This window comes from Arthrobacter sp. U41 (genome assembly GCF_001750145.1).
Taxonomy (GTDB): Bacteria; Actinomycetota; Actinomycetes; order Actinomycetales; family Micrococcaceae; genus Arthrobacter.
On the sequence record NZ_CP015732.1, the window covers coordinates 1,138,357 to 1,156,633 of the forward strand.

Here is an 18,277-nt window from a genome sequence, read left to right on the forward strand (position 1 = left end):
CCGTCCGCCAGAGGGATCCGGGCAGATCTTTCCTCGACAAGCGGCCGGGCCGACGGTAGACATGAACGATGGCTACCCTCGGTTTCCACGCATCGCATGAACAGATCAGTCCCGGCCGGCTCCTCAAGGACGTGCAGCTGGCGGAGCAGGCGGGCTTCGACGCCGCCATGTGCTCGGACCACATCGAACCCTGGTCCGCCCGGCAGGGCCATTCCGGCTTCGCCTGGTCCTGGCTGGGGGCCGCCCTGGCAACCACCAAGCTGCGCCTGGGCGTTGTGACAGCGCCGGGCCAGCGCTACCACCCTGCCATCATCGCGCACGCGTCGGCCACGCTGGCGGACATGTTTCCCGGCCGGTTCTGGCTGGCGCCGGGCAGCGGCGAGTACATGAACGAGCACATCACCGGGGAGGTCTGGCCGGACAAGGCGACGCGGCAGCAGCGCCTCGAGGAAGCGGTGCAGGTCATCCGCGAACTCCACGACGGCAAGGAAGTGACCCGGGACGGGCTGGTCACGGTCCAGCAGGCCAGGATCTGGGATGTGCCGGAGATCAAGCCGCCGCTGATCGCTCCAGCCATCAGCGTGGAGACAGCGCGGCGCGGTGCGGCCTGGGCGGACGGGCTGGTCACGGTCAACCAGCCGCACGCGAAGCTGAAGGAAATGCTCGCCGCCTACCGCGACGCCGGCGGCCGCGGCCCCGCCGTCCTGCAGGTCCATCTGGCCTGGGCGCCGTCGGAGCAGGAAGCCGTCGCGGTGGCGATGGACCAGTGGCGCAGCAACGTCTTTGCCCCGCCCATCCCCTGGGATCTTCCGACGGCGGCCCACTTCGACGGCGTCAGCGCCGACGTCGGCGAGGAACAGGTCCGGAACGTCGTGAACATCTCCGCGGACACCGGACAGCATGCGCAGTGGCTCGCGGAATATGTCGATCTCGGCTTCGACGAGCTGTACCTGCATTTCGTCGGGCAGGAGCAGACTCCGTTCATCGATGCCTTCGCGGAGCACGTGCTCCCGCAGCTTCGCGCCTCCGGCGGCCCGCGGCAGGACCGGGAGGTGCTGCTGTGAGAATCGCCGAAACCTCGGATCTCTGGTGGAAGAACGCCGTCATCTATTGCCTGGATCCGGAGACGTTCTTCGACGGCGACGGCGACGGCACCGGGGATTTCGGCGGCCTGATCCAGCGCGTGGACTACCTTGCGGCCCTGGGCGTGACGTGCATCTGGCTGATGCCGTTCTACCCCAGCCCGGACAAGGACGACGGCTACGACGTGACGGATCTGTACGGCGTGGACCGGCGGCTGGGCAACCTGGGCGACGTGGTGGAGTTCATCCGGACCGCGAAGGACCGGGGGATGCGGGTGATCGCGGACTTCGTCCTCAACCACACCTCGGACAAGCACCCCTGGTTCGTGGAGTCCCGGAAATCGGTGGACAACCCGTTTCGCGATTACTACGTCTGGCGCAAGGACACACCCCCGGACACTTCCGAGCAGGTCGTGTTTCCGGGCGAGGAGACGTCCATCTGGACCCGGGACAAGGCCACCGGTGAGTGGTACCTGCACATGTTCGCCAAGCACCAGCCGGACCTGAATGTGGCGAACCCGAAGGTGCGGGACGAGATCGCCAAGTCCATGGGGTTCTGGCTGCAGCTGGGACTGGACGGATTCCGGCTGGACGCGGTGCCGTTCTTCCTCGAGCTGCAGGGAACGTCCAAGGAAGGCTCGGCACAGGTCGACCCGCACGACTATCTCAGCGCGCTCCGCGGCTTCCTCAACCGCCGCAACGGCAGCGGGCTGCTGCTGGGCGAGGTCAATGTCCCCTACAAGGATCAGCTGAAGTACTTTGGCGGCACGGCAGGAAACGAGCTGAATATGCAGTTCGACTTCCTGTCCATGCAGAACCTGTACCTGTCCCTGGCCCGGGAGGATGCCCGGCCGCTGGCCAGATCGCTCAGCTCCCGCCCGGCGACCCACCCGGACAACCAGTGGGCCATGTTTGTCCGCAACCATGATGAGCTGACCCTGGACAAACTCAGCGACGCCGAGCGCGGGGAGGTCTTTGCCGCGTTCGGACCGGACGAGGACATGCAGATGTACGGCCGCGGCCTGCGCCGCCGGCTGCCCACCATGCTCAACGGTGACCCCGCCCGGATCCGCATGGTCTACTCGCTGATGTTCGCGCTGCCCGGAACCCCGGTGCTCTTCTACGGCGAGGAGATCGGCATGGGCGAGGACCTGTCGGCGGAAGGCCGCTCGGCCGTGCGGTCCCCCATGCAATGGAACGACACCGAGAACGGCGGATTCTCGACCGCCCCGGCGAAGGACCTCGTGGCCCAGGTGGTGGAGGGCTACTTCGGGCCAAAGAACGTCAACGCCGCGGCGGCGAAGCGGGATCCGGAGTCGCTGTGGAACTTCATGGCCACCCTGATCCAGCGCTACCGGGAAAGCCCCGAACTGGGATGGGGCGACTTCGAGCTCATCAAACACCCCGCCGCGAAGGTGCTGCTGCACCGGTGCTCCTGGGGCGGCTCCACCGTCGTCCTGGCCCACAACTTCGGCGCGGAACCAGCCTCGGTGGCCGCGAATGTGGCCTCCGCCGGAGACCCGGAACCGGGATTCGAGGGCGCCTACCTGCGGGACCTGCTGGACGGCCAGGACATCGAGCTGGCGGACGACGGCGGTTTCGAACTCGAGCTGGGCCGCTATGGCTACCGGTGGTTCCGGATCCAGCGCCCGGGAGAACGCCACATCCCGTGAGGCTCCCCGGGCCGGACCGGCGGTAGCAGGACGGCGGTGCCGGTAACGGCCCCGGCGCCGAACGCTTACCCACGTCTTACCGGGACGAAACGCAGCCGCAACATGCGCGCCGGACACTGGAAGTGCCGGCAAGAGCAGGCACCACTCTCCAGTCCAGGAGGCCCCGCCATGTTGAAGGAAGCCAAAGCCCATGTAACGCGCATCCGCGCCCTGGAGCAGCTGCACCGCGGCGACGAGATCGAGGCGCGTCTGAAGGTCGGCCCGAACTACGACGACGTCGTGATCCGCCGCGGCGCCGTCCAGGAGACCGCCCCCGGAATCGGCGTCGTCTGGATCATGGACCGGCAGTCCGGCACCCGGAAGGCCATCAACACCGATGAATGCAGCCTCTGGCGGGTCGCCTGAGGCTGCGGGGGCAACTTCCTCCGCCGTCCCCACCGGGCGTTCGGCCGACACCGCGGGCGTAGTCAGTAAGGACTGCCCGCGGTCAGGTCCGGACCCGTGTGGACCTGGCTCAGCCTGGATCCGACCGCGACAGCGAATGCAGCCACTCGATCGCGCCGTCTGTCGTCGGAAGCTCACTTCCTGCAGCACCTTGACGCCGCCGAAGTGCAGGTTCACGTCCTTCAGGCTCAGGCTAGCGGCCACCGGAGTACCTTCCTATCGCATCATTGCTAGGATAACGACGCGATCCGTCACGACCGCCCGAGACCGACGGCGGATCGGAAACGAAATTGTTAACGATCTTGAACGGGCGCTGCCGGCCGCTGATTATGGCGCGATTTGGGGAGCTCGATCTACTTGGCGGGAATGCCCTCACCGAGGATCGATCCGAGCGGCCGAGCCCGATGCCGCAGCGGGTCACGCAGTAGTCGGCGGCATCAGCCGAGTAGGAGCTGCCTCCGAATGAGCCCGCCTTCGACAGGTCGAGCCATGCCGGCCGGCCGGCCGGTGACCTTCTCGATGATCGCCAGCGAGTTCAGTCGCTCTGCAATGAGCAGCGTCGTTCTTGCAGAGCCTAGCCACCGGCTACGGACTGGATGATCAGGACCTCCTGGCCCGGGGACACCTCGGTGGCGAGGCCCTGCAAACGGCGGATCTCATTCCCGTTGACGTATATATTCACGTAGCGCCGGACCGCCCCGGTCTCATCCCGCAACCGCCTCGACAGGGCCGGGTAGTCCCCGGTCACCAGGTCCAGCACACCCTCCACCGTCACCGCCGAGTCGGCGGGCGCAGTCAGCAAAGGCTGCCCCCCGGCCAGCGGCTGGAGGACACTGGGCAACACCACACTGATTCCGGCCACGGGGCCTCAGGCGTTCACAGCGGCGCCGGGCAGGCCGGAAGCGGGGATAAAAGCCTGGGAGACGGAAGCGGCCCGCACGCACAGCACGTCCGGCAGATGCGAGGCCACCTCGGCGAAGTGTTCACCCTCGTCGGCGCTGGCATAGACACTGCCGCCTCGGGTGCCGAAGTACACGCCGGCCGGTTCCGCGGAGTCTACGCAGGCGGCATCCCGAAGCACGGAGTTGTATTCCGCCCCGGGCAGTCCGTCGTCCAGTCGCTTCCAGCTCGCACCGGCGTCGTCGGTCCGGTGGACGGCGAGTTTTCCCTCCGGCGGGATCCTTTCGCCGTCCGCTTTGAGCGGGATCACCCAGGCGGTGCCGGCCCGGCGGGGATGCGTGAGCATCACGAAGCCGAAGTCCGCCGGCAGGCCTTCCGCGATTGATTCCCAGTTGTCCGCGTCGTCGTCACTGCGGTAGACACCGTGGTGGTTCTGCGCGTAGAGCCGGCCGTCGACGGCCGCATCGGCCGCAATCTTGTGCACGCACTGGCCGAACTCCGGGTTGGGGTCGGGCATGAAGTAGGCCGATATTCCCTTGTTCCGCGGTTCCCAGGAGCTGCCGCCGTCGAGCGAGCGGTAGACCCCGCCGGTGCTCATGGCGACGTGCACCTTCTCCCCGCTGGGGTCGATGACGATTGAGTGCGCCGCCGCGCCACCGTACCCGGCGCCCCATTCGCCGCGGTGCGGGTGGTCCCAAAGCCCGCGGTTGAGTTCGAAATGTTCGCCGCCGTCGGTGGATTTCCAGACCGAGATCGGCTCGCAGCCGGCCCAGACGACGCCGGGGCGGGACTCGGCGTCGGGGTGGATCTGCCAGACGCGTTCCAACGCCGCCTCCGTACCCTCGGGGAAGCGGATGGCGCCCTGTTCGGGCTCGTTCCACGTTTCGCCCAGGTCATCGGAGTGGAAGACAGTGGGACCCCAGTGCTCGGAACGCACACCAACCAGGATCCGGGTCCGGCCGTCACGGGTGTCGATGCCGACGCTGGGAACTTCGCTCATCAGAAAATGCGGACCGGTCACGGACCAGTCCTTGCGGTCCGGGCTGGTAGCCAGCCAGAGGCCTTTTTTGGTGCCGATCGCCAGGACATAACTCTCTGCGGTAGCCATGACCCTTATCGAACCACTCATGCAGGGTGGCCGCAACGGTTTTTCGCCGCTCGGAGGCCCGAGCCGGTCAATCCACGAATTCGGACTGCGTCTCGATGAAGTCCCAGTCGGCGTCGGTCAGCACCCCGGAAACGGCATCCGGGTGCGGGCCGCCGGCCTCGGCAATGCCCTGCAGCACGGGTAGCGGCAACTCGGCGGCCCGCAGGTTTTCCCGCAGCCACTCCTTGCTCGCCAGATCCAGATCCAGCCACCACATGAAGATTTCCACGGCGGTCACCCTTTCCTCAGTTCCTCAACGTTAGGCCCGGCACCGGAGGTGTTCAAGGGCCGCATGGCTCTGGCGGCCTACAGCGCCGGGAGCAGATCGGCGGTCCGCGGAAGGACCGGGGAGTAAGTCCCTGTTCTGGCCGTGGAGCGGGGGCCACAATTGAGTATGTCCGCCGAACGCACGAGTGGTCCGCCGCCCCTTGTCGTCGGCGTGCTCCCGGGGCAGAGCCCCGAAGTGCTGCAGACCGCCGCCGCGCTGGCCTCGCAACTCGCCGCCCCGCTGATCTGCGCCCACGTGGATGAGGCCAGCTATCTTGTGGAATGGGATCCGGCGCGGTCCGCGCACCGGCTGTCGCTGCACCCGGACACCGACAACGCCGAGATCCGGGCCGTAACCCAGGAGCTGCGGAACAGCATCGGCTCAGCCTGCGACGCCCTTGGCATCCACTGGACCCTGCGGACGCTGGCGGGGGACCCGGCACGGGCGCTGGGCAGGCTGGCGGCCGACGTCGGCGCCGCCATGATCATCGTGGGCACACCGGAACCCGGCTTGGGCCACAGGATTTCCGCTGCGCTCAACGGGTCGGTGGCCGCGTGGCTTAGCCACCATCAAGACCATCCGATCCTGATCGTTCCGGTCCGGTCGGCAGTCCACCACCGGACAAAACATGGTTCCTGACCTGCATCCTTACCGGGGCCGTTGTGACCGTGCCGTTTGACCGCGAGGCCGTGGTCGCCGAATACCGGCGCAATTGCGCAGAGCTCGAAGCCACCCTGGCGGCTGCCCCGCCCGAGGCGCTGTTGCGCCGCAGTGCGGGCACCCGCTGGAGCAACGAGGAGCTGCTCTACCACATGGTGTTCGGCTACGTTGTAGTCCTGGCCCTGCTGCCCCTGGTGCGGATCTTTGGACGGCTGCCCGTTCCGGTCAGCCGAGGTTTCGCGTGGCTGTTGAACGCCGGAACGGCACCGTTCAACGTCGTCAACTACTGGGGATCCAAAGGTGGCGCCCGGATTTTCAACCGGCGGCGGATGGCCGCCAAGCTGCGCCGGGTGACTTCGGCGCTGGAAAAGCGGCTGCGGCGGGAGACCGCTCATGGCCTGGCCCGCCGGATGTATTTCCCGACCCGCTGGGACCCGTTTTTCAAAGAGACCATGACCCTGGCGGACGTTTATGCCTATCCGGTGGCCCACTTCGGTTTTCATGCCGCCCAGTTGTCCCTGGGCTCCGCTCACGGGAACCGGCGCGATCCCCTAAAGTAAAGCGAAAGTAGTTATTCGGGGTGCTGGCTTTCTCCGCCTACCGCCACGTAAGCTGGAGTCCGTAGGCGGACGATCGACCGCCTACCCAAAGACTGCTCCGGAGTGCGTATCCCCCAATAACGCACTCCGGAGCTTTTTTGTCTCGTGACCTGCCCCTGGCCGTCAGCCGCAAGATACCCCCACCGGGTACTTGCCACATACCCCTAGGGGGTATAGGTTTGGCTTATGAACGAGCCCGAAGTCCCCGCCATGGCATCCGCGGACGCTGAGCTGCACCCAGAGCACGGCTATTCCTCCAACAAGGAGGCCTACCTGCGGCGGCTCAAACGGATCGAAGGCCAGGTGCGCGGCATCGCCCGGATGGTCGATGAGGACAAATACTGCATCGACATCCTGACCCAGGTCGCAGCCGTCACCAAGGCCCTGCACGCCGTCAGCCTCGGACTGGTGGAGGAGCACATCGGCCACTGCGTCGTCGGCGCCGCCTCAGAACCGGACGCGGAGCTTCGGGCCGAGGCCATCGACTTCAAGGTCAAGGAGGCCACCGATGCCATCGGGCGCCTGCTGCGGTAGCGGCAACACCACACACCACACGTCCGGGCTGTTGGACCCCCAGCAGCCCAACCACAAGGAGCAAGCCATGAGCACCGTTTCCACCACAGTCAACGTTTCCGGCATGACCTGCGGGCACTGCGTGTCCTCGGTCAGCGAAGAGCTGGAGGCGCTGGCCGGGGTCGAGAAGGTCGACGTCGACCTCAACTCCGGCGGGATCTCCACCGTCACCATCACCTCCGCCGGCGCGCTGTCCGACTCCGAGATCGGCGAGGCCGTTGCCGAAGCCGGCTACCTGGTCGTGGCCAACCGGGCCTGAGCAGCACCCGCCCGGAACCCCGCACAGCGCAGACCACCAGGATTAGGACCACCGTGAACAGAGAGCAACTGCTGGACCAGCCCGGCACCCGGGTTATCGAACTCGATATCGAGGGAATGACCTGCGCCTCCTGCGTCAGCCGCGTGGAACGCAAGCTCGGAAAGCTCGACGGCGTCACGGCCACCGTCAACCTCCCCCTGGAATCAGCCCATGTGACGGTCCCGGCGGACATCACCGACGACCAGATCACCGGCACAGTGGCGTCAGCAGGCTACAAAGCCACGATCCGCGGAGGTGCGCCGTCGACGCGCGCCGACGGTGCCGGCATGCGGGAGCATGCCGAGCATGGCGGGCCGGCGGCGGGCAGCGGCATCCCCATGGCAACCCACCCGGCGGCCAAGCTCCGCCCGCGCCTGATCGTCGCGGCCATCCTCACCGTCCCGGTGTTCCTGATTTCGATGTTCCCGGCCTTCCAGTTCGCCAACTGGGGCTGGGTAGCGGCAGCCCTGGCCCTGCCCGTGGTGACCTGGGCAGCCTGGCCGTTCCACCGGGCCGCCGCCGTCAACGCCCGGCACCTCGCCTCCACGATGGACACACTCGTCTCCATCGGCGTCACCGCGGCCTACGTTTTCTCGGCGTGGCAGCTCGCCGTGGACCCGCGGATGACCGAGCACGCCGGTATGGAGATGGGTACCGGCGGCCTCTACTTCGAGGTTGCGGCGGTCGTCACGACCTTCCTGCTGCTGGGCCGGTATCTGGAGGCCAATGCCAAGCAAAAGGCAGGAGACGCGCTCAAGGCACTGCTGAACCTGGGCGCCAAGGACGCCACGGTCCTCCGCGACGGCCGGGAGCTGCAGGTCCCCGCCGATCAGCTGGGGGTGGGCGACCTCATCGTGGTCCGCCCCGGCGAGAAAATTGCGACTGACGGCATTGTCGTCGACGGCTCCTCCGCGGTCGACGCCTCGCTGGTCACCGGCGAATCGGTGCCGGTGGAAGTCGGCCCGGACAGCCCGGTCACGGGTGCCACCATCAACACCTCCGGCCGCCTGCTGGTCCGCGCCACGCGCGTCGGGGCAGAGACCACGCTGGCCCAGATGGGTCGGCTGGTCTCGCAGGCGCAGACCGGCAAGGCGCCGATCGCGCGTCTCGCGGACCGGATCAGCGCGGTGTTCGTGCCGGTGGTCCTGGCCGTCGCCGCGGTGACCTTTGGCGCCTGGCTGCTCGCTGCCGGGCCGGCGATCAGCGAGGTTGAACTCCGTGCAGCGTTCACGGCCGCCGTCGCCGTGTTGGTCATCGCCTGCCCTTGTGCCCTGGGCCTGGCCACGCCGGTGGGGCTTCTCACCGGGACCGGCCGGGGGGCGCAGCTGGGCATCCTGATCAGGGGACCGCAGGTTTTGGAGGACACCCGGACCGTGGACACTATCCTGCTGGACAAGACCGGCACCGTGACCACCGGCCACCTCGCGGTCGACGGCACGGACGCCTTCGGAACCTTCAGCGCTGCCGAGGTCCTGCGCCTGGCCGGAGCCCTGGAGTCCGCATCCGAACACCCGATCGCCCGCGCCATCGCTGCTTCGGCCCTCTCGGCCGAGCGCCGCAACAGCGACCCCGCATCCCTTCCCGACGTCGTCGGCTTCCGCTCCGCGCCCGGTGGCGGAGTCCGGGGAACCGTCGAGGGCCGGCTGGTGACGGCAGGCCGGACCGGCTGGCTGGAGAAGAACGGCATCGCTGCCACCGCCGCGCAACTGGAGGTCCTCAACGCGGCCGAAGGCTCCGGGGCCACTGCGATCTGGCTCGCTGTGGACGGAGAGCCCGCCGGCATCATTAGCCTGCGGGATACGCTCAAGCCGGGATCCGCAGCCGCGATCTCGCGGCTCCGCGATCTGGGTCTGCGGCCTATCCTCCTGACCGGGGACAACGCGGCCGTGGCCGCGCAGGTGGCAGCCGCCGTCGGCATCGACCCGCAGGATGTGTTTGCGGGCGTGCTGCCGGAGGGCAAGGTCGAAGCGGTGCGGAAGCTGCAGTCCGCCGGCGCCACTGTCGCCATGGCCGGCGACGGCGTCAATGACGCCGCGGCACTGGCCCAGGCGGATCTGGGCATCGCGATGGGCTCCGGCACTGATGTTGCGATCGAGGCCGCCGACCTGACGGTCATGGGCAATGAGCTGGGCCAGGTCGCGCAGGCAATCGAGCTTTCCCGCAGGACGCTGGCGACCATCAAGACGAACCTCTTCTGGGCCTTCTTCTACAACGCCATCGGGATCCCGGTGGCGGCCCTGGGGCTGCTCAACCCGATGATCGCCGGCGCCGCCATGGCCGCCAGTTCCGTGCTGGTCGTGGCCAACTCGCTGCGGCTGCGCAGCTTCGGGAAGTAGTCCGCCCGCCGCCCGGGCGCCCCTCCCTCAGGCCGCACCAAAGCGGACGGCCGACCGGGCTTTTGCCTTGGCAGCCTCCTCGCCGCGGTCCTTTGCCGGCGCGTGGGTCACCAGGGAGTCGAGCAGGTGCTGCGTGGCGTGGGCAATCTCATGCACAGCCCGGTTGAAGGCCTCTTCGTTGGCCTTGGACGGCTTGGTGCTGCCACTAATCTTGCGCACGTATTGCAGCGCGGCGGCTTCCACCTCGGCGGTGGTCGCGTGGGGTTCAAAATTGTGGAGAGTCCGGATGTTTCGGCACATATCTCCATGTTAGGTGCCTTCAGGCCCGGGAACGAGAGCCCGTATGAGGGCGTTGCCACCGGCGGGCAGGAACGTGAAGGCGGGATGGGCAGTGGTGCCCATCGACACTTTTTCGGCAGGCAGGGTAGGTTCGAGGCAATGGACTTCCGGGAACTGCCGGGGGCCTTTGGGGGACGCCGGCATGGATCGGGTCCGTTTCACTTACTGAAGGAGATTTACGCATGGCTATTTGGGGTGCAGACATTGCTCAGCTCAAGACTCTTGGGACGAAGCTGCAGGCCGGTTCGTCCGAGATTGACAAGCAGAAGTCGCTGCTGACCAAGGTGCTCGAGGGCACCGACTGGAAGGGCCCGGACGCCGAGAAGTTCCGCAGCGAGTGGAACGGCCAGCACGTTGCCGCGCTGGCGAAGGTTTCCCAGGCGCTGCAGGAGGCCGGCAAGCAGGCCAGCCGGAACGCCACCGAGCAGGAAAACGCCTCCCGCTAGGCCAAGGTCCTCCACCGAACGGCCCGGACGCACCCGCGTCCGGGCCGTTCGTGTCGGAGCCGGCTTACGGCACGGGCTCGACGTCGTTCGCATGGTCCAGCGCTGCCGGCATTCCCGCACCCGCGCCGGAAGGGGACCGGAGCTCGTCCAGCCGAACCAGCACCACCCCGCCCACAATCAGCAGCCCGCCGACGAGCTGGATGGAGCCCGGCAGTTCGCCAAGGAGCAGCCACGCCCAGATGACGGCGAACAGCACCTCGGTCAGTGAGACAAAGGACGCCACCTTCGAGCCCAGCGCCCGCGCCGCCACTATGCCGGAGACGTAGGCCAGCACGGTGGCCAGCACCACGAGTCCACCCAGCGCCACCCACCAGGGTGTGACCCACGGGCCAAGCCGGGTGTCGGTGGTGCTGAACGCCATGGGCAGCAGGCCGGTTGCCCCGGCAAGCCACATGGTGACGGCGCCGACCACGAGACCGCCGGAGGCCAGGACGATCGGGGGCAGGGTGTCGTTTTCCTTGGCCGTGATGAAGAAGTAAATGGCCAGGCAGACGGCCGCTGCGATCCCCCACAGCACGCCGACGAAGTCGATCCTGACGGCTCCGGTGAGGTCCAGCACCAGGACCAGACCGCCGAGGGACAGCAGGGTTCCGGCGACCGTCAGCGGCCGCGGGCGTTTCCTGCTGGCAGCCCAGAGCCACAGCACGATGATCACGGGTGCCAGGTATTCCAGCAGCAGGGCGACCCCCACCGAGAGCCGGGCCACCGCATTGAAATAGAACAGCTGGCAGGCGGCAACGCCGATGAGGCCGAAGAGCAGCACCGTGAGCCAGTTGTCCCTGAGCTGGTGCCAGCGCCCGCGCAGCGCCGGTATGGCGGGAACGGCCAGGATGAGCGCTGCCCCCGTAAGGCGGGCGGTAACGGCTGCCCCGGGGCTCCAGCCAGTTTCCAGCAGCGCCTTGGCAAAGGAGCCGGAGAGACCGAACACCGCGGATGAAAACAAGGCAACGCCCAGGCCCGAAGCCATGAATCCCGAGGCCGGTCCGGGCCGGCCGGCACGAAGTGTCCCGGGAGCGGACACTCCGGATTTGTTCACGGCCGGGGCGTCGGCGGAGCGGCGTGCGGCAGACACAGACTGCCTCCTGTCAGGGGTAAAGTAGGTTTATGCTCATGACAGTACGCCGCGCCAACGTAAGGAGTCAAGATGGTCTTTGCCCCTGACACAGAGGTGGCCCTGCGGTCCGTCGTCAACCTGGTCAACTCCGCGGCCAACGGGGAGGAGCACCTGTCCTCGACGCAGGACCTGGATCGGTTCCTGGAAGCCGAGGGCTTCACTGGCTCGCGGACCCGGGACGCGGCCGAACTGGCCAGCGTGCACCGTCTCCGCGGCGAGCTCGCCGCCCTTTGGCTCGCGGAGGAATCCGTCGCAGTGGACACCGTGAACAGGCTGCTGCGGGAGGCGAAGGCACTCCCCCAGCTGGTCAAGCACGATGACTGGGACTGGCATCTGCACGCCACCACCCCGGACGCGCCGCTGGCGGACCGGATGAGCACAGAGGCGGCGATGGCCCTGGTTGATGTCATCCGCAGCAAGGAAATGGACCGCCTGCTGGTGTGCGCCGCCGAGGACTGCAACGCCGTGGTGCTGGACCTCACCCGGAACCGCTCCAAACGCTACTGCGACACCGGGAACTGTGCGAACCGCGCGCACGTGGCGGCGTACCGGGCCCGGAAAGCCGCGTCCTGAGCCCGCCATAGGGGCATCAAGCCTCAGGGATGGCCGTGCGCCGTAACTACGGCAGCCGAAGGCCCTAGCGGCGGTCGTCGCCGGGACCCGCGTCCGGGGCGTCCGCTTCCGGCCGGCCCTGTGCCGGGTGGCCGCCGTGGCCGGCGTGGCCGGCGTTTCGGGAGCTCAGGTTGATGCCGGACCCCTTGCCGAGTTGTTCGTCGTTGGGCTTGTGGCCCATTGAAAGCATGGCGATGACGACCAGGATCACGATGAACGCGATGCCTGCGGCAGTGAAGGCCAGGTCGAACCGGGGAGCCTTGGCGCTGCCCCCGGAGGCGAAAACCAGGGTGGCCACAAAGGCCAGCACAGCCCAGAACGCGGAGAACATGAGCGGTCCCTTGACCGAGGTCCGCAGCTTGCGCGGTTCTCCTGATTTCTGCTGTGCCAAGGTGCTTCCTCCTGCAGCCGACGCCGCCAGGCGTGGCAGTTCTGATACCGCAATCGTTCTACGCAAGGTAGAACCTGTCGCTATTAGTTTACGGCCTCTGTGGAATCCGCCCGTGCATCGTGGCGCAGGGTAAGCCCGGCCAGCGTCCAGAGCACTCCGCTGATGATGGCTCCGCCGCCGGCGACGCCGAGCAGCGCATGCGGGCCGAGGTCAATGAAGAACGGCAGCAAAGCTGCCGTCCCCAGCCCGACGACGCCGGAGGCCATCCAGTCGCGGGCGAGCACGGACCGGCCCCGGCTGGTGATGCCGAGGTGGAGTTCTGCGGCGCCGGCAAGGCCAAGGCCAAGGCCTGCCAGCACACCGAAAACGAGATTGCCGGACATAAGGCCGACTGCGGCCCCGGTTCCGGTCAGCACGGCGCCTGCAGCCGAAAGGATCTTGCCGGACGGCGACCCGGCGCGCAGGCCCGTCCTGTTGACGCTCCAGAGCAGCACCACACCGGTGGCCAGCAGGTAGAGGCCGCCGGCCCAGCCCATGCCTTCCGCGGGCGGCGAAGCCCAGAACACGGTCAAGGCACCAAATGCCAGAGCGACGGCGGCCCGGACCAGCACGGGTTTCCAGAGGTCCGCTGCGGCGGGCAGGGCAGTGGAGGCGTCAGGGGCTGCGGGGAGAGTCACCCGTCCAGTTTAGTGCGAAGCCGCACCCGTGTGAGCCGGTTCCCGGGCAGGGCGGCCGGCAGGGCCGGCAGGGCGGGCCCCAGTCAGTGCGGGCCGAGCACCATCCACCGGTCCGTCCGGGCCCGGAGGCCCAGCGTCAGGGCCCTGGCCGCCATGTAGCCCAGCGAGAACGCCGCCCACAGCCAGAGCAGCCCCGCAGCGCCGTCGGCCCCGGACTGCCGGACTGCCAGCAGCAGCGGCAGATACACCGCGAGATTCACGACGCCGGCGATCGCCAGGTACTTCGCGTCCCCCGCGCCGATCAGCACGCCGTCGAGGACAAAGACATAGCCGGCGATCGGCTGTGCTGCGGCCAGCACCCACAACGCGAGCGTGAGTGCGGCCCGGACCTCGACGTCGGACGTGAAGAGCAGTCCTGCCCACGGCGCCGCGGCGGCCAGCAGGATCCCGGTCAGCACGCCGAAGCCGAGACCCCAGCGGACCATGGTTCCGGTGAGCTCCCGCGCCGCGGCGGGGCGGGAGCCGCCGAGTTCCTTGCCGATCAGCGCCTGAGCGGCAATCGCGAGGGCGTCAAGGGCGAATGCCAGGAAGGTGAAGACGGTCATCGCGAGCTGGTGGGCGGCCAGGTTGACCGGCCCCTGGGCCGTGACCACCAGGACCGTGGCGAGGATCGCGATGCGCAGGCTGAGCGTCCGCAGCATCAGCCAGGAGCCCACCTTGGTCATGGCGCGGATGCCCTGCCAGTCGGGCAGCAGCGGCACGCCGTGGCTGCGGGCGTTCCGCCGGACCATCACCACGTAGACCAGGGCCATGGCCCATTGGGCGATGCTGGTGCCGATCGCCGAGCCGGCGACGGACCACTGCAGCCCGTAGACCAGGAAGAGGTTCAGCACGACATTCAGCGTGAATCCTGCTGCCGCCACCAGCAGCGGGGTGCGCGTGTCCTGCATGCCCCGCAGCACTCCGGTGCCGGCGAAGATCAGCAGCATCGCGACGAGTCCGGGCATCGACCAGCGCAGGTAGTCCACGGCGAAGGCACGCACCTCGCCGCGGGCGCCCATCAGGTCAAGGAGCGGTTCGGCGGCAAGGAAGCCGGCGGCGGCCAGGACGGTTCCCAGCAGCAGGGCCAGCCAGATGCCGTCACGTCCGGCGGCGAGGGCCTTGGGCAGCTGGCCGTTGCCGATGGCCCGCGCCACGGCCGGGGTGGTCGAATAGGCGAGGAACACCATAAGTCCCACCGCTGTATGCAGCACCGCCGACGCGAGCCCGACGCCGGCGAGCTGGGCAACACCGAGGTGTCCGACGATCGCCGCATCCGCGAGAAGGAACAGCGGTTCGGCGATCAGCGCCCCCAGGGCCGGAACCGCAAGACGCAGGATCTCCCGCCGTCGCCCTGCCGGGGTCGGGAGCGCTGCGGGGGTCGGGGCGGAGGCTGGCACGGAACCACCCTAACCGGATCGCCGGCGTCGCACGGCTTCGTATTAGTTGACTTTTCAACCAACTGCCGGAAAAATAGAACTTGAATCTTCAACCAAATCGGAGGCGGTCTGCAGCCGCCACGGTCCCTACGTCAGAACGGTATTCCCATGAACCAGCCCACACTCACCACCACCGCCCGCACAATCCTGCGCGTCGTCACCGGCTTCCTTTTCGCCGCCCACGGATGGCAGAAATTCAACGAGTTCACCATTGCAGGCACCCAGGCCGCCTTCGCGCAGATGGGCGTTCCGGTCGCCAACCTCGTCGCCCCCGTCATCGCCACGCTGGAACTTGTCGGCGGCATCGCGCTGATCCTCGGCGTTCTCACCCGCGTGTTCGCCGCCCTCCTCGCGGTCGACATGCTCGGCGCCCTGTTCCTGGTCCATGCCCCGGCCGGAATCTTCGCCGCAACGGGAGGCTACGAATTGGTCCTGATCCTTGCCGCCGCCGCCCTGGCCGTTGCCCTCGTGGGCGCCGGCAAGGTCTCCGTGGACAAGGCCCTCTTCGGCCGCAGCGGCTCCAAGCTCAGCGTCCTGGCCTAGCCGCAGGCCTAGCCGCAGGCCTAGCAGCGCCGGGGCCGGCGTGCGACGGCGGGCGGTCACCTTCGGGTGGCCGCCCGCCGTCGTATCCGGCCGCGTATGGCATCCGGGTCCGCGTTTGTGTCCTCGGCCGCGACGCTTCCGCGGCCGGTCAGTAAACTCACAGCATGAGTGAGAATGCCCCCAATGCCGTGACCCTGCGCTTCCTTGCGGCGCCTACCGATGTTGGCCACAGCGGTTCGGTCGACGCCGGAACCGTGCTCGAGTGGGTGGACAAGGCGGCCTATGCCGCCGCCGTCGGCTGGTCGAAGTCCTATTGTGTGACGGCGTACGTGGGCAACATCCACTTTGCGGACCCGGTCAACAGCGGGGACATGGTCGAAGTCGAGGCAACAATTGTCTACACGGGCCGGTCCTCCATGCACATCCGCACGGTGGTGTCCTCGGGCGATCCGAAGGGCGGTCCGGCCACGATGCGCAGCCAGTGCATGGTGATCTTCGTGGCCGTTGGAGAGGACGGCAAACCCATCCCGGTGCCGGAGTTTGAGCCGACGACGCCGGAAGAAATTGAACAGCGCGACCATGCCCTGGCCCGGATCAAGGTCCGCGAGGACATCGTCCAGGCGATGAGCGGCCAGGAATACACCGACGCCGGAACCGCCGAGAATGTGGTCCTTCGCTTTATGGCCGCCCCCACGGATGTGAACTGGGGCGGCAAGGTGCACGGCGGCATCGTTATGAAATGGATTGACGAAGCGGCCTACGTCTGCGCCTCGCGGTACTGCGGGATGGACACGGTGGCCGTCTTCTCCGGCGGCGTGCGTTTTTATCGGCCGCTGCTGATTGGCCACGTGGTGGAGGTGGAGGCCCGGCTGGTCTACACCGGAACCAAGGGGATGCACATCGCGGTCCATGTCCGCTCCGGGGATCCGAAGGGACGCGAACTGGCCCTCACGACCTACTGCCTGACCGTGATGGTGGCACGCGACGAGCACGGCACGTCCGTCCCGATCCCGCAGTGGGTGCCGGTGTCCGAGGAGGACAAGCGGCTGCACGCGCATGCCCGCGAGCTGCTGGAGATCCGGGGCAATGCTCCGGGGAACCGGCTGCCCAACCACCTGCTTCGGGCCGGCGGCCAGTAGCCCCTAGAAGCCGCCGCCCCCGGCGTCGGCGGCCATGTTGGCGAACCGCGAGTAGTGCCCTTGGAAGGCGACCACTATGTCCTTGGTCGGGCCGTTACGGTGCTTGGCGATGAGGATGTCCGCCTCGCCGGCGCGCGGTGATTCCTTGTCGTAGACGTCTTCGCGGTGCAGCAGGATGACCATGTCGGCATCCTGCTCGATGGAACCTGATTCACGCAGGTCCGAGACCATCGGGCGCTTGTCCTGGCGTTGCTCGGAGCCACGGTTCAGCTGCGACAGGGCAATGACGGGCACCTGGAGTTCCTTGGCAAGCAGCTTCAGCGCCCGGGAGAACTCGGAGACTTCCTGCTGGCGGGACTCCACTTTCTTGCCCGAGCTCATCAGCTGGAGGTAGTCAAGGATGACGAGCTTAAGGTCATGCTGCTGCTTCAGCCGCCGGCACTTCGCCCGGATTTCCATCAGCGACATGTTGGGGCTGTCATCGATGAAGAGCGGGGCGTCATTCATCCGGCCCATCGTGGTAGCGATCTTGGACCACTGCTCGTCCTTGATTGTGCCCTTGCGCAGGTCCTGGAGGCCGATCGTGGCTTCCGCGGAGAGCAAACGCATGGCGATCTCGTTCCGGCCCATTTCCAGGGAGAACATAACAGTGGCGAGGTTGTTCTTGATGGCCGCGGAGCGGGCGAAGTCCAGCGCAAAGGTGGACTTGCCGACGGCGGGGCGGGCCGCAATGACGATCATCTGGCCGGGGTGCAGGCCATGCGTGAGCTCATCGAGTTCGTAGAAGCCGGTGGGAACACCCGTCATTCCCTCCTCGCGGTGCCCGGAGGCTTCGATCTCGTCCACGGTGGACTCCATCACGTCCTTGAGGACAACGTAGTCCTCCGCGGTGCGGCGCTCCGCCACGGCGTAAATCTCGGCCTGCGCCTGGTTGACCAGGTCCTCGACCTCGCCGTCCTGGCCGTAGCCGAGCTGGACGATCTTGGTGCCGGCATTGACCAGGCGGCGCAATACCGCGCGTTCGCCCACGATTTCGGCGTAGTAGCCGGCGTTGGCTGCGGTGGGAACCGTCTGGATGAGCTCGTGAAGGTAGGCGGGCCCGCCGATCCGGTTGATCTCGCCACGCTTGGTCAGTTCATCGGAGACCGTGACCGCGTCGGCGGGTTCGCCCCGGCCGTAGAGGTCGATGATGGCTTCGTAGATCGTCTCGTGGGCAGGGCGGTAGAAGTCCACGCCCCGCAGGATCTCGACGACGTCAGCGATGGCGTCCTTGGACAGCATCATGCCGCCCAGGACGGACTGCTCGGCGGGAATGTCCTGCGGCGGCTTGCGGCTGCCTTCGGCTCCACGAGTCCCCTCGACTGAGTCCAGATGCGTAACTGACAAAACTGCCGTCCTCCATAGTGTGCCGCGGCGGATGTCCGTGCGCCGGCGACGTGGGTGCCGTCGGCCTTCGTGCCCGCTGGCGTCGACGCCGGCGTAGGCCCGACGGTTCAGT

At 67.6% G+C, this 18,277-nt stretch carries 21 protein-coding genes; 12 read left to right on the plus strand and 9 right to left on the minus strand.

What is annotated here, in order from left to right:
- Positions 1-68 precede the first annotated feature (68 nt).
- The 3 genes from ASPU41_RS05350 (at position 69) to ASPU41_RS05360 (ending at position 3,160) form a co-directional block, all read left to right on the plus strand.
- The gene (locus ASPU41_RS05350) at positions 69-1,064 is read left to right on the plus strand and encodes a TIGR03885 family FMN-dependent LLM class oxidoreductase (protein ID WP_069950048.1); all 996 of its coding nucleotides are present in this window, start codon (positions 69-71) and stop codon (positions 1,062-1,064) included.
- Positions 1,061-2,755 (plus strand): alpha-amylase family protein, encoded by a 1,695-nt coding sequence (locus ASPU41_RS05355; RefSeq protein WP_069950049.1) that lies wholly within the window; start codon positions 1,061-1,063, stop codon positions 2,753-2,755. Before ASPU41_RS05350 ends, ASPU41_RS05355 begins: the two co-directional genes overlap by 4 nt.
- A gap of 168 nt (positions 2,756-2,923) precedes the next feature.
- Positions 2,924-3,160: a hypothetical protein gene (locus ASPU41_RS05360; RefSeq protein WP_069950050.1), complete on the plus strand. Its 237-nt coding sequence runs from the start codon at positions 2,924-2,926 to the stop codon at positions 3,158-3,160.
- A gap of 613 nt (positions 3,161-3,773) precedes the next feature.
- Here the strand turns inward: ASPU41_RS05360 and ASPU41_RS05365 are convergent.
- The 3 genes from ASPU41_RS05365 to ASPU41_RS05375 all read right to left on the minus strand — a co-directional run bounded on the left by ASPU41_RS05365 (position 3,774) and on the right by ASPU41_RS05375 (position 5,475).
- The gene (locus ASPU41_RS05365; protein ID WP_069950051.1) at positions 3,774-4,061 is read right to left on the minus strand and encodes a MoaD/ThiS family protein; all 288 of its coding nucleotides are present in this window, start codon (positions 4,059-4,061) and stop codon (positions 3,774-3,776) included.
- Between the two features lie 6 nt (positions 4,062-4,067).
- Positions 4,068-5,207, minus strand: coding sequence for a WD40/YVTN/BNR-like repeat-containing protein (locus tag ASPU41_RS05370; RefSeq protein ID WP_069950052.1), 1,140 nt, complete (start codon positions 5,205-5,207; stop codon positions 4,068-4,070).
- 67 nt (positions 5,208-5,274) lie between these two features.
- A complete protein-coding gene (locus tag ASPU41_RS05375; protein WP_069952499.1) occupies positions 5,275-5,475 on the minus strand; it encodes a hypothetical protein in 201 nt (66 codons plus the stop codon).
- A gap of 165 nt (positions 5,476-5,640) precedes the next feature.
- On the opposite strand from ASPU41_RS05375, the gene ASPU41_RS05380 reads away from it, so the two are divergent.
- The 5 genes from ASPU41_RS05380 (at position 5,641) to ASPU41_RS05400 (ending at position 9,980) form a co-directional block, all read left to right on the plus strand.
- Complete coding sequence (locus ASPU41_RS05380) at positions 5,641-6,153, plus strand: universal stress protein (RefSeq protein ID WP_069950053.1); 513 nt, start codon at positions 5,641-5,643, stop codon at positions 6,151-6,153.
- 23 nt (positions 6,154-6,176) lie between these two features.
- A complete protein-coding gene (locus ASPU41_RS05385; RefSeq protein ID WP_231941175.1) occupies positions 6,177-6,734 on the plus strand; it encodes a DinB family protein in 558 nt (185 codons plus the stop codon).
- Between the two features lie 225 nt (positions 6,735-6,959).
- Complete coding sequence (locus tag ASPU41_RS05390) at positions 6,960-7,307, plus strand: metal-sensitive transcriptional regulator (RefSeq protein WP_069950054.1); 348 nt, start codon at positions 6,960-6,962, stop codon at positions 7,305-7,307.
- 67 nt (positions 7,308-7,374) lie between these two features.
- Positions 7,375-7,605: a heavy-metal-associated domain-containing protein gene (locus tag ASPU41_RS05395; RefSeq protein ID WP_069950055.1), complete on the plus strand. Its 231-nt coding sequence runs from the start codon at positions 7,375-7,377 to the stop codon at positions 7,603-7,605.
- A 53-nt stretch (positions 7,606-7,658) separates the two neighbouring features.
- On the plus strand, positions 7,659-9,980 hold the full coding sequence (locus ASPU41_RS05400) for a heavy metal translocating P-type ATPase (protein WP_069950056.1): 2,322 nt from the start codon (positions 7,659-7,661) through the stop codon (positions 9,978-9,980).
- Between the two features lie 27 nt (positions 9,981-10,007).
- Here ASPU41_RS05400 and ASPU41_RS05405 read toward each other — a convergent pair whose 3' ends face one another.
- Positions 10,008-10,280 carry a DUF2277 domain-containing protein gene (locus ASPU41_RS05405; protein WP_069950057.1) on the minus strand — a complete coding sequence of 91 codons (273 nt, stop codon included), beginning with the start codon at positions 10,278-10,280 and terminating at the stop codon, positions 10,008-10,010.
- Positions 10,281-10,501: 221 nt separating this feature from the next.
- Here ASPU41_RS05405 and ASPU41_RS05410 point away from each other — a divergent pair, with 221 nt between their 5' ends.
- A complete protein-coding gene (locus tag ASPU41_RS05410; RefSeq protein ID WP_069950058.1) occupies positions 10,502-10,765 on the plus strand; it encodes a hypothetical protein in 264 nt (87 codons plus the stop codon).
- 64 nt (positions 10,766-10,829) lie between these two features.
- Here ASPU41_RS05410 and ASPU41_RS05415 read toward each other — a convergent pair whose 3' ends face one another.
- Positions 10,830-11,792 (minus strand): EamA family transporter, encoded by a 963-nt coding sequence (locus ASPU41_RS05415; protein WP_069952501.1) that lies wholly within the window; start codon positions 11,790-11,792, stop codon positions 10,830-10,832.
- 177 nt (positions 11,793-11,969) lie between these two features.
- Between ASPU41_RS05415 and ASPU41_RS05420 the strand changes: the two genes are divergently transcribed.
- Positions 11,970-12,512, plus strand: a complete 543-nt coding sequence (locus ASPU41_RS05420; protein ID WP_069950059.1) for a CGNR zinc finger domain-containing protein — start codon at positions 11,970-11,972, stop codon at positions 12,510-12,512.
- A 64-nt stretch (positions 12,513-12,576) separates the two neighbouring features.
- Here the strand turns inward: ASPU41_RS05420 and ASPU41_RS05425 are convergent, their stop codons facing one another.
- The 3 genes from ASPU41_RS05425 to ASPU41_RS05435 form a co-directional block, all read right to left on the minus strand.
- Complete coding sequence (locus tag ASPU41_RS05425; protein ID WP_069950060.1) at positions 12,577-12,942, minus strand: hypothetical protein; 366 nt, start codon at positions 12,940-12,942, stop codon at positions 12,577-12,579.
- Positions 12,943-13,025: 83 nt separating this feature from the next.
- A complete protein-coding gene (locus ASPU41_RS05430; protein WP_069950061.1) occupies positions 13,026-13,619 on the minus strand; it encodes a hypothetical protein in 594 nt (197 codons plus the stop codon).
- Between the two features lie 83 nt (positions 13,620-13,702).
- A complete protein-coding gene (locus ASPU41_RS05435; protein ID WP_069950062.1) occupies positions 13,703-15,058 on the minus strand; it encodes an MATE family efflux transporter in 1,356 nt (451 codons plus the stop codon).
- A 147-nt stretch (positions 15,059-15,205) separates the two neighbouring features.
- Between ASPU41_RS05435 and ASPU41_RS05440 the strand changes: the two genes are divergently transcribed.
- A complete protein-coding gene (locus tag ASPU41_RS05440) occupies positions 15,206-15,640 on the plus strand; it encodes a DoxX family protein (protein ID WP_069950063.1) in 435 nt (144 codons plus the stop codon).
- A gap of 164 nt (positions 15,641-15,804) precedes the next feature.
- Complete coding sequence (locus ASPU41_RS05445) at positions 15,805-16,779, plus strand: acyl-CoA thioesterase (RefSeq protein WP_069950064.1); 975 nt, start codon at positions 15,805-15,807, stop codon at positions 16,777-16,779.
- Positions 16,780-16,782: 3 nt separating this feature from the next.
- On the opposite strand, the gene dnaB is transcribed toward ASPU41_RS05445, so the two are convergent.
- A complete protein-coding gene (dnaB, locus tag ASPU41_RS05450) occupies positions 16,783-18,165 on the minus strand; it encodes a replicative DNA helicase (RefSeq protein WP_024367946.1) in 1,383 nt (460 codons plus the stop codon).
- Between the last annotated feature and the right edge of the window lie 112 nt (positions 18,166-18,277).

What these genes read in the sequence shown, in the direction of transcription:
- ASPU41_RS05360 (WP_069950050.1), top strand. Translation starts at nt 2,924, where the DNA reads ATGTTGAAGGAAGCCAAAGCCCATGTAACGCGCATCCGCGCCCTGGAG.
- ASPU41_RS05445 (WP_069950064.1), top strand. Translation starts at nt 15,805, where the DNA reads ATGAGTGAGAATGCCCCCAATGCCGTGACCCTGCGCTTCCTTGCGGCG.
- ASPU41_RS05405 (WP_069950057.1), bottom strand. Translation starts at nt 10,280, where the DNA reads ATGTGCCGAAACATCCGGACTCTCCACAATTTTGAACCCCACGCGACC.
- ASPU41_RS05380 (WP_069950053.1), top strand. Translation starts at nt 5,641, where the DNA reads ATGTCCGCCGAACGCACGAGTGGTCCGCCGCCCCTTGTCGTCGGCGTG.
- ASPU41_RS05420 (WP_069950059.1), top strand. Translation starts at nt 11,970, where the DNA reads ATGGTCTTTGCCCCTGACACAGAGGTGGCCCTGCGGTCCGTCGTCAAC.
- ASPU41_RS05370 (WP_069950052.1), bottom strand. Translation starts at nt 5,207, where the DNA reads ATGGCTACCGCAGAGAGTTATGTCCTGGCGATCGGCACCAAAAAAGGC.
- ASPU41_RS05440 (WP_069950063.1), top strand. Translation starts at nt 15,206, where the DNA reads ATGAACCAGCCCACACTCACCACCACCGCCCGCACAATCCTGCGCGTC.
- ASPU41_RS05350 (WP_069950048.1), top strand. Translation starts at nt 69, where the DNA reads ATGGCTACCCTCGGTTTCCACGCATCGCATGAACAGATCAGTCCCGGC.
- ASPU41_RS05395 (WP_069950055.1), top strand. Translation starts at nt 7,375, where the DNA reads ATGAGCACCGTTTCCACCACAGTCAACGTTTCCGGCATGACCTGCGGG.
- ASPU41_RS05410 (WP_069950058.1), top strand. Translation starts at nt 10,502, where the DNA reads ATGGCTATTTGGGGTGCAGACATTGCTCAGCTCAAGACTCTTGGGACG.
- ASPU41_RS05415 (WP_069952501.1), bottom strand. Translation starts at nt 11,792, where the DNA reads ATGGCTTCGGGCCTGGGCGTTGCCTTGTTTTCATCCGCGGTGTTCGGT.
- ASPU41_RS05390 (WP_069950054.1), top strand. Translation starts at nt 6,960, where the DNA reads ATGAACGAGCCCGAAGTCCCCGCCATGGCATCCGCGGACGCTGAGCTG.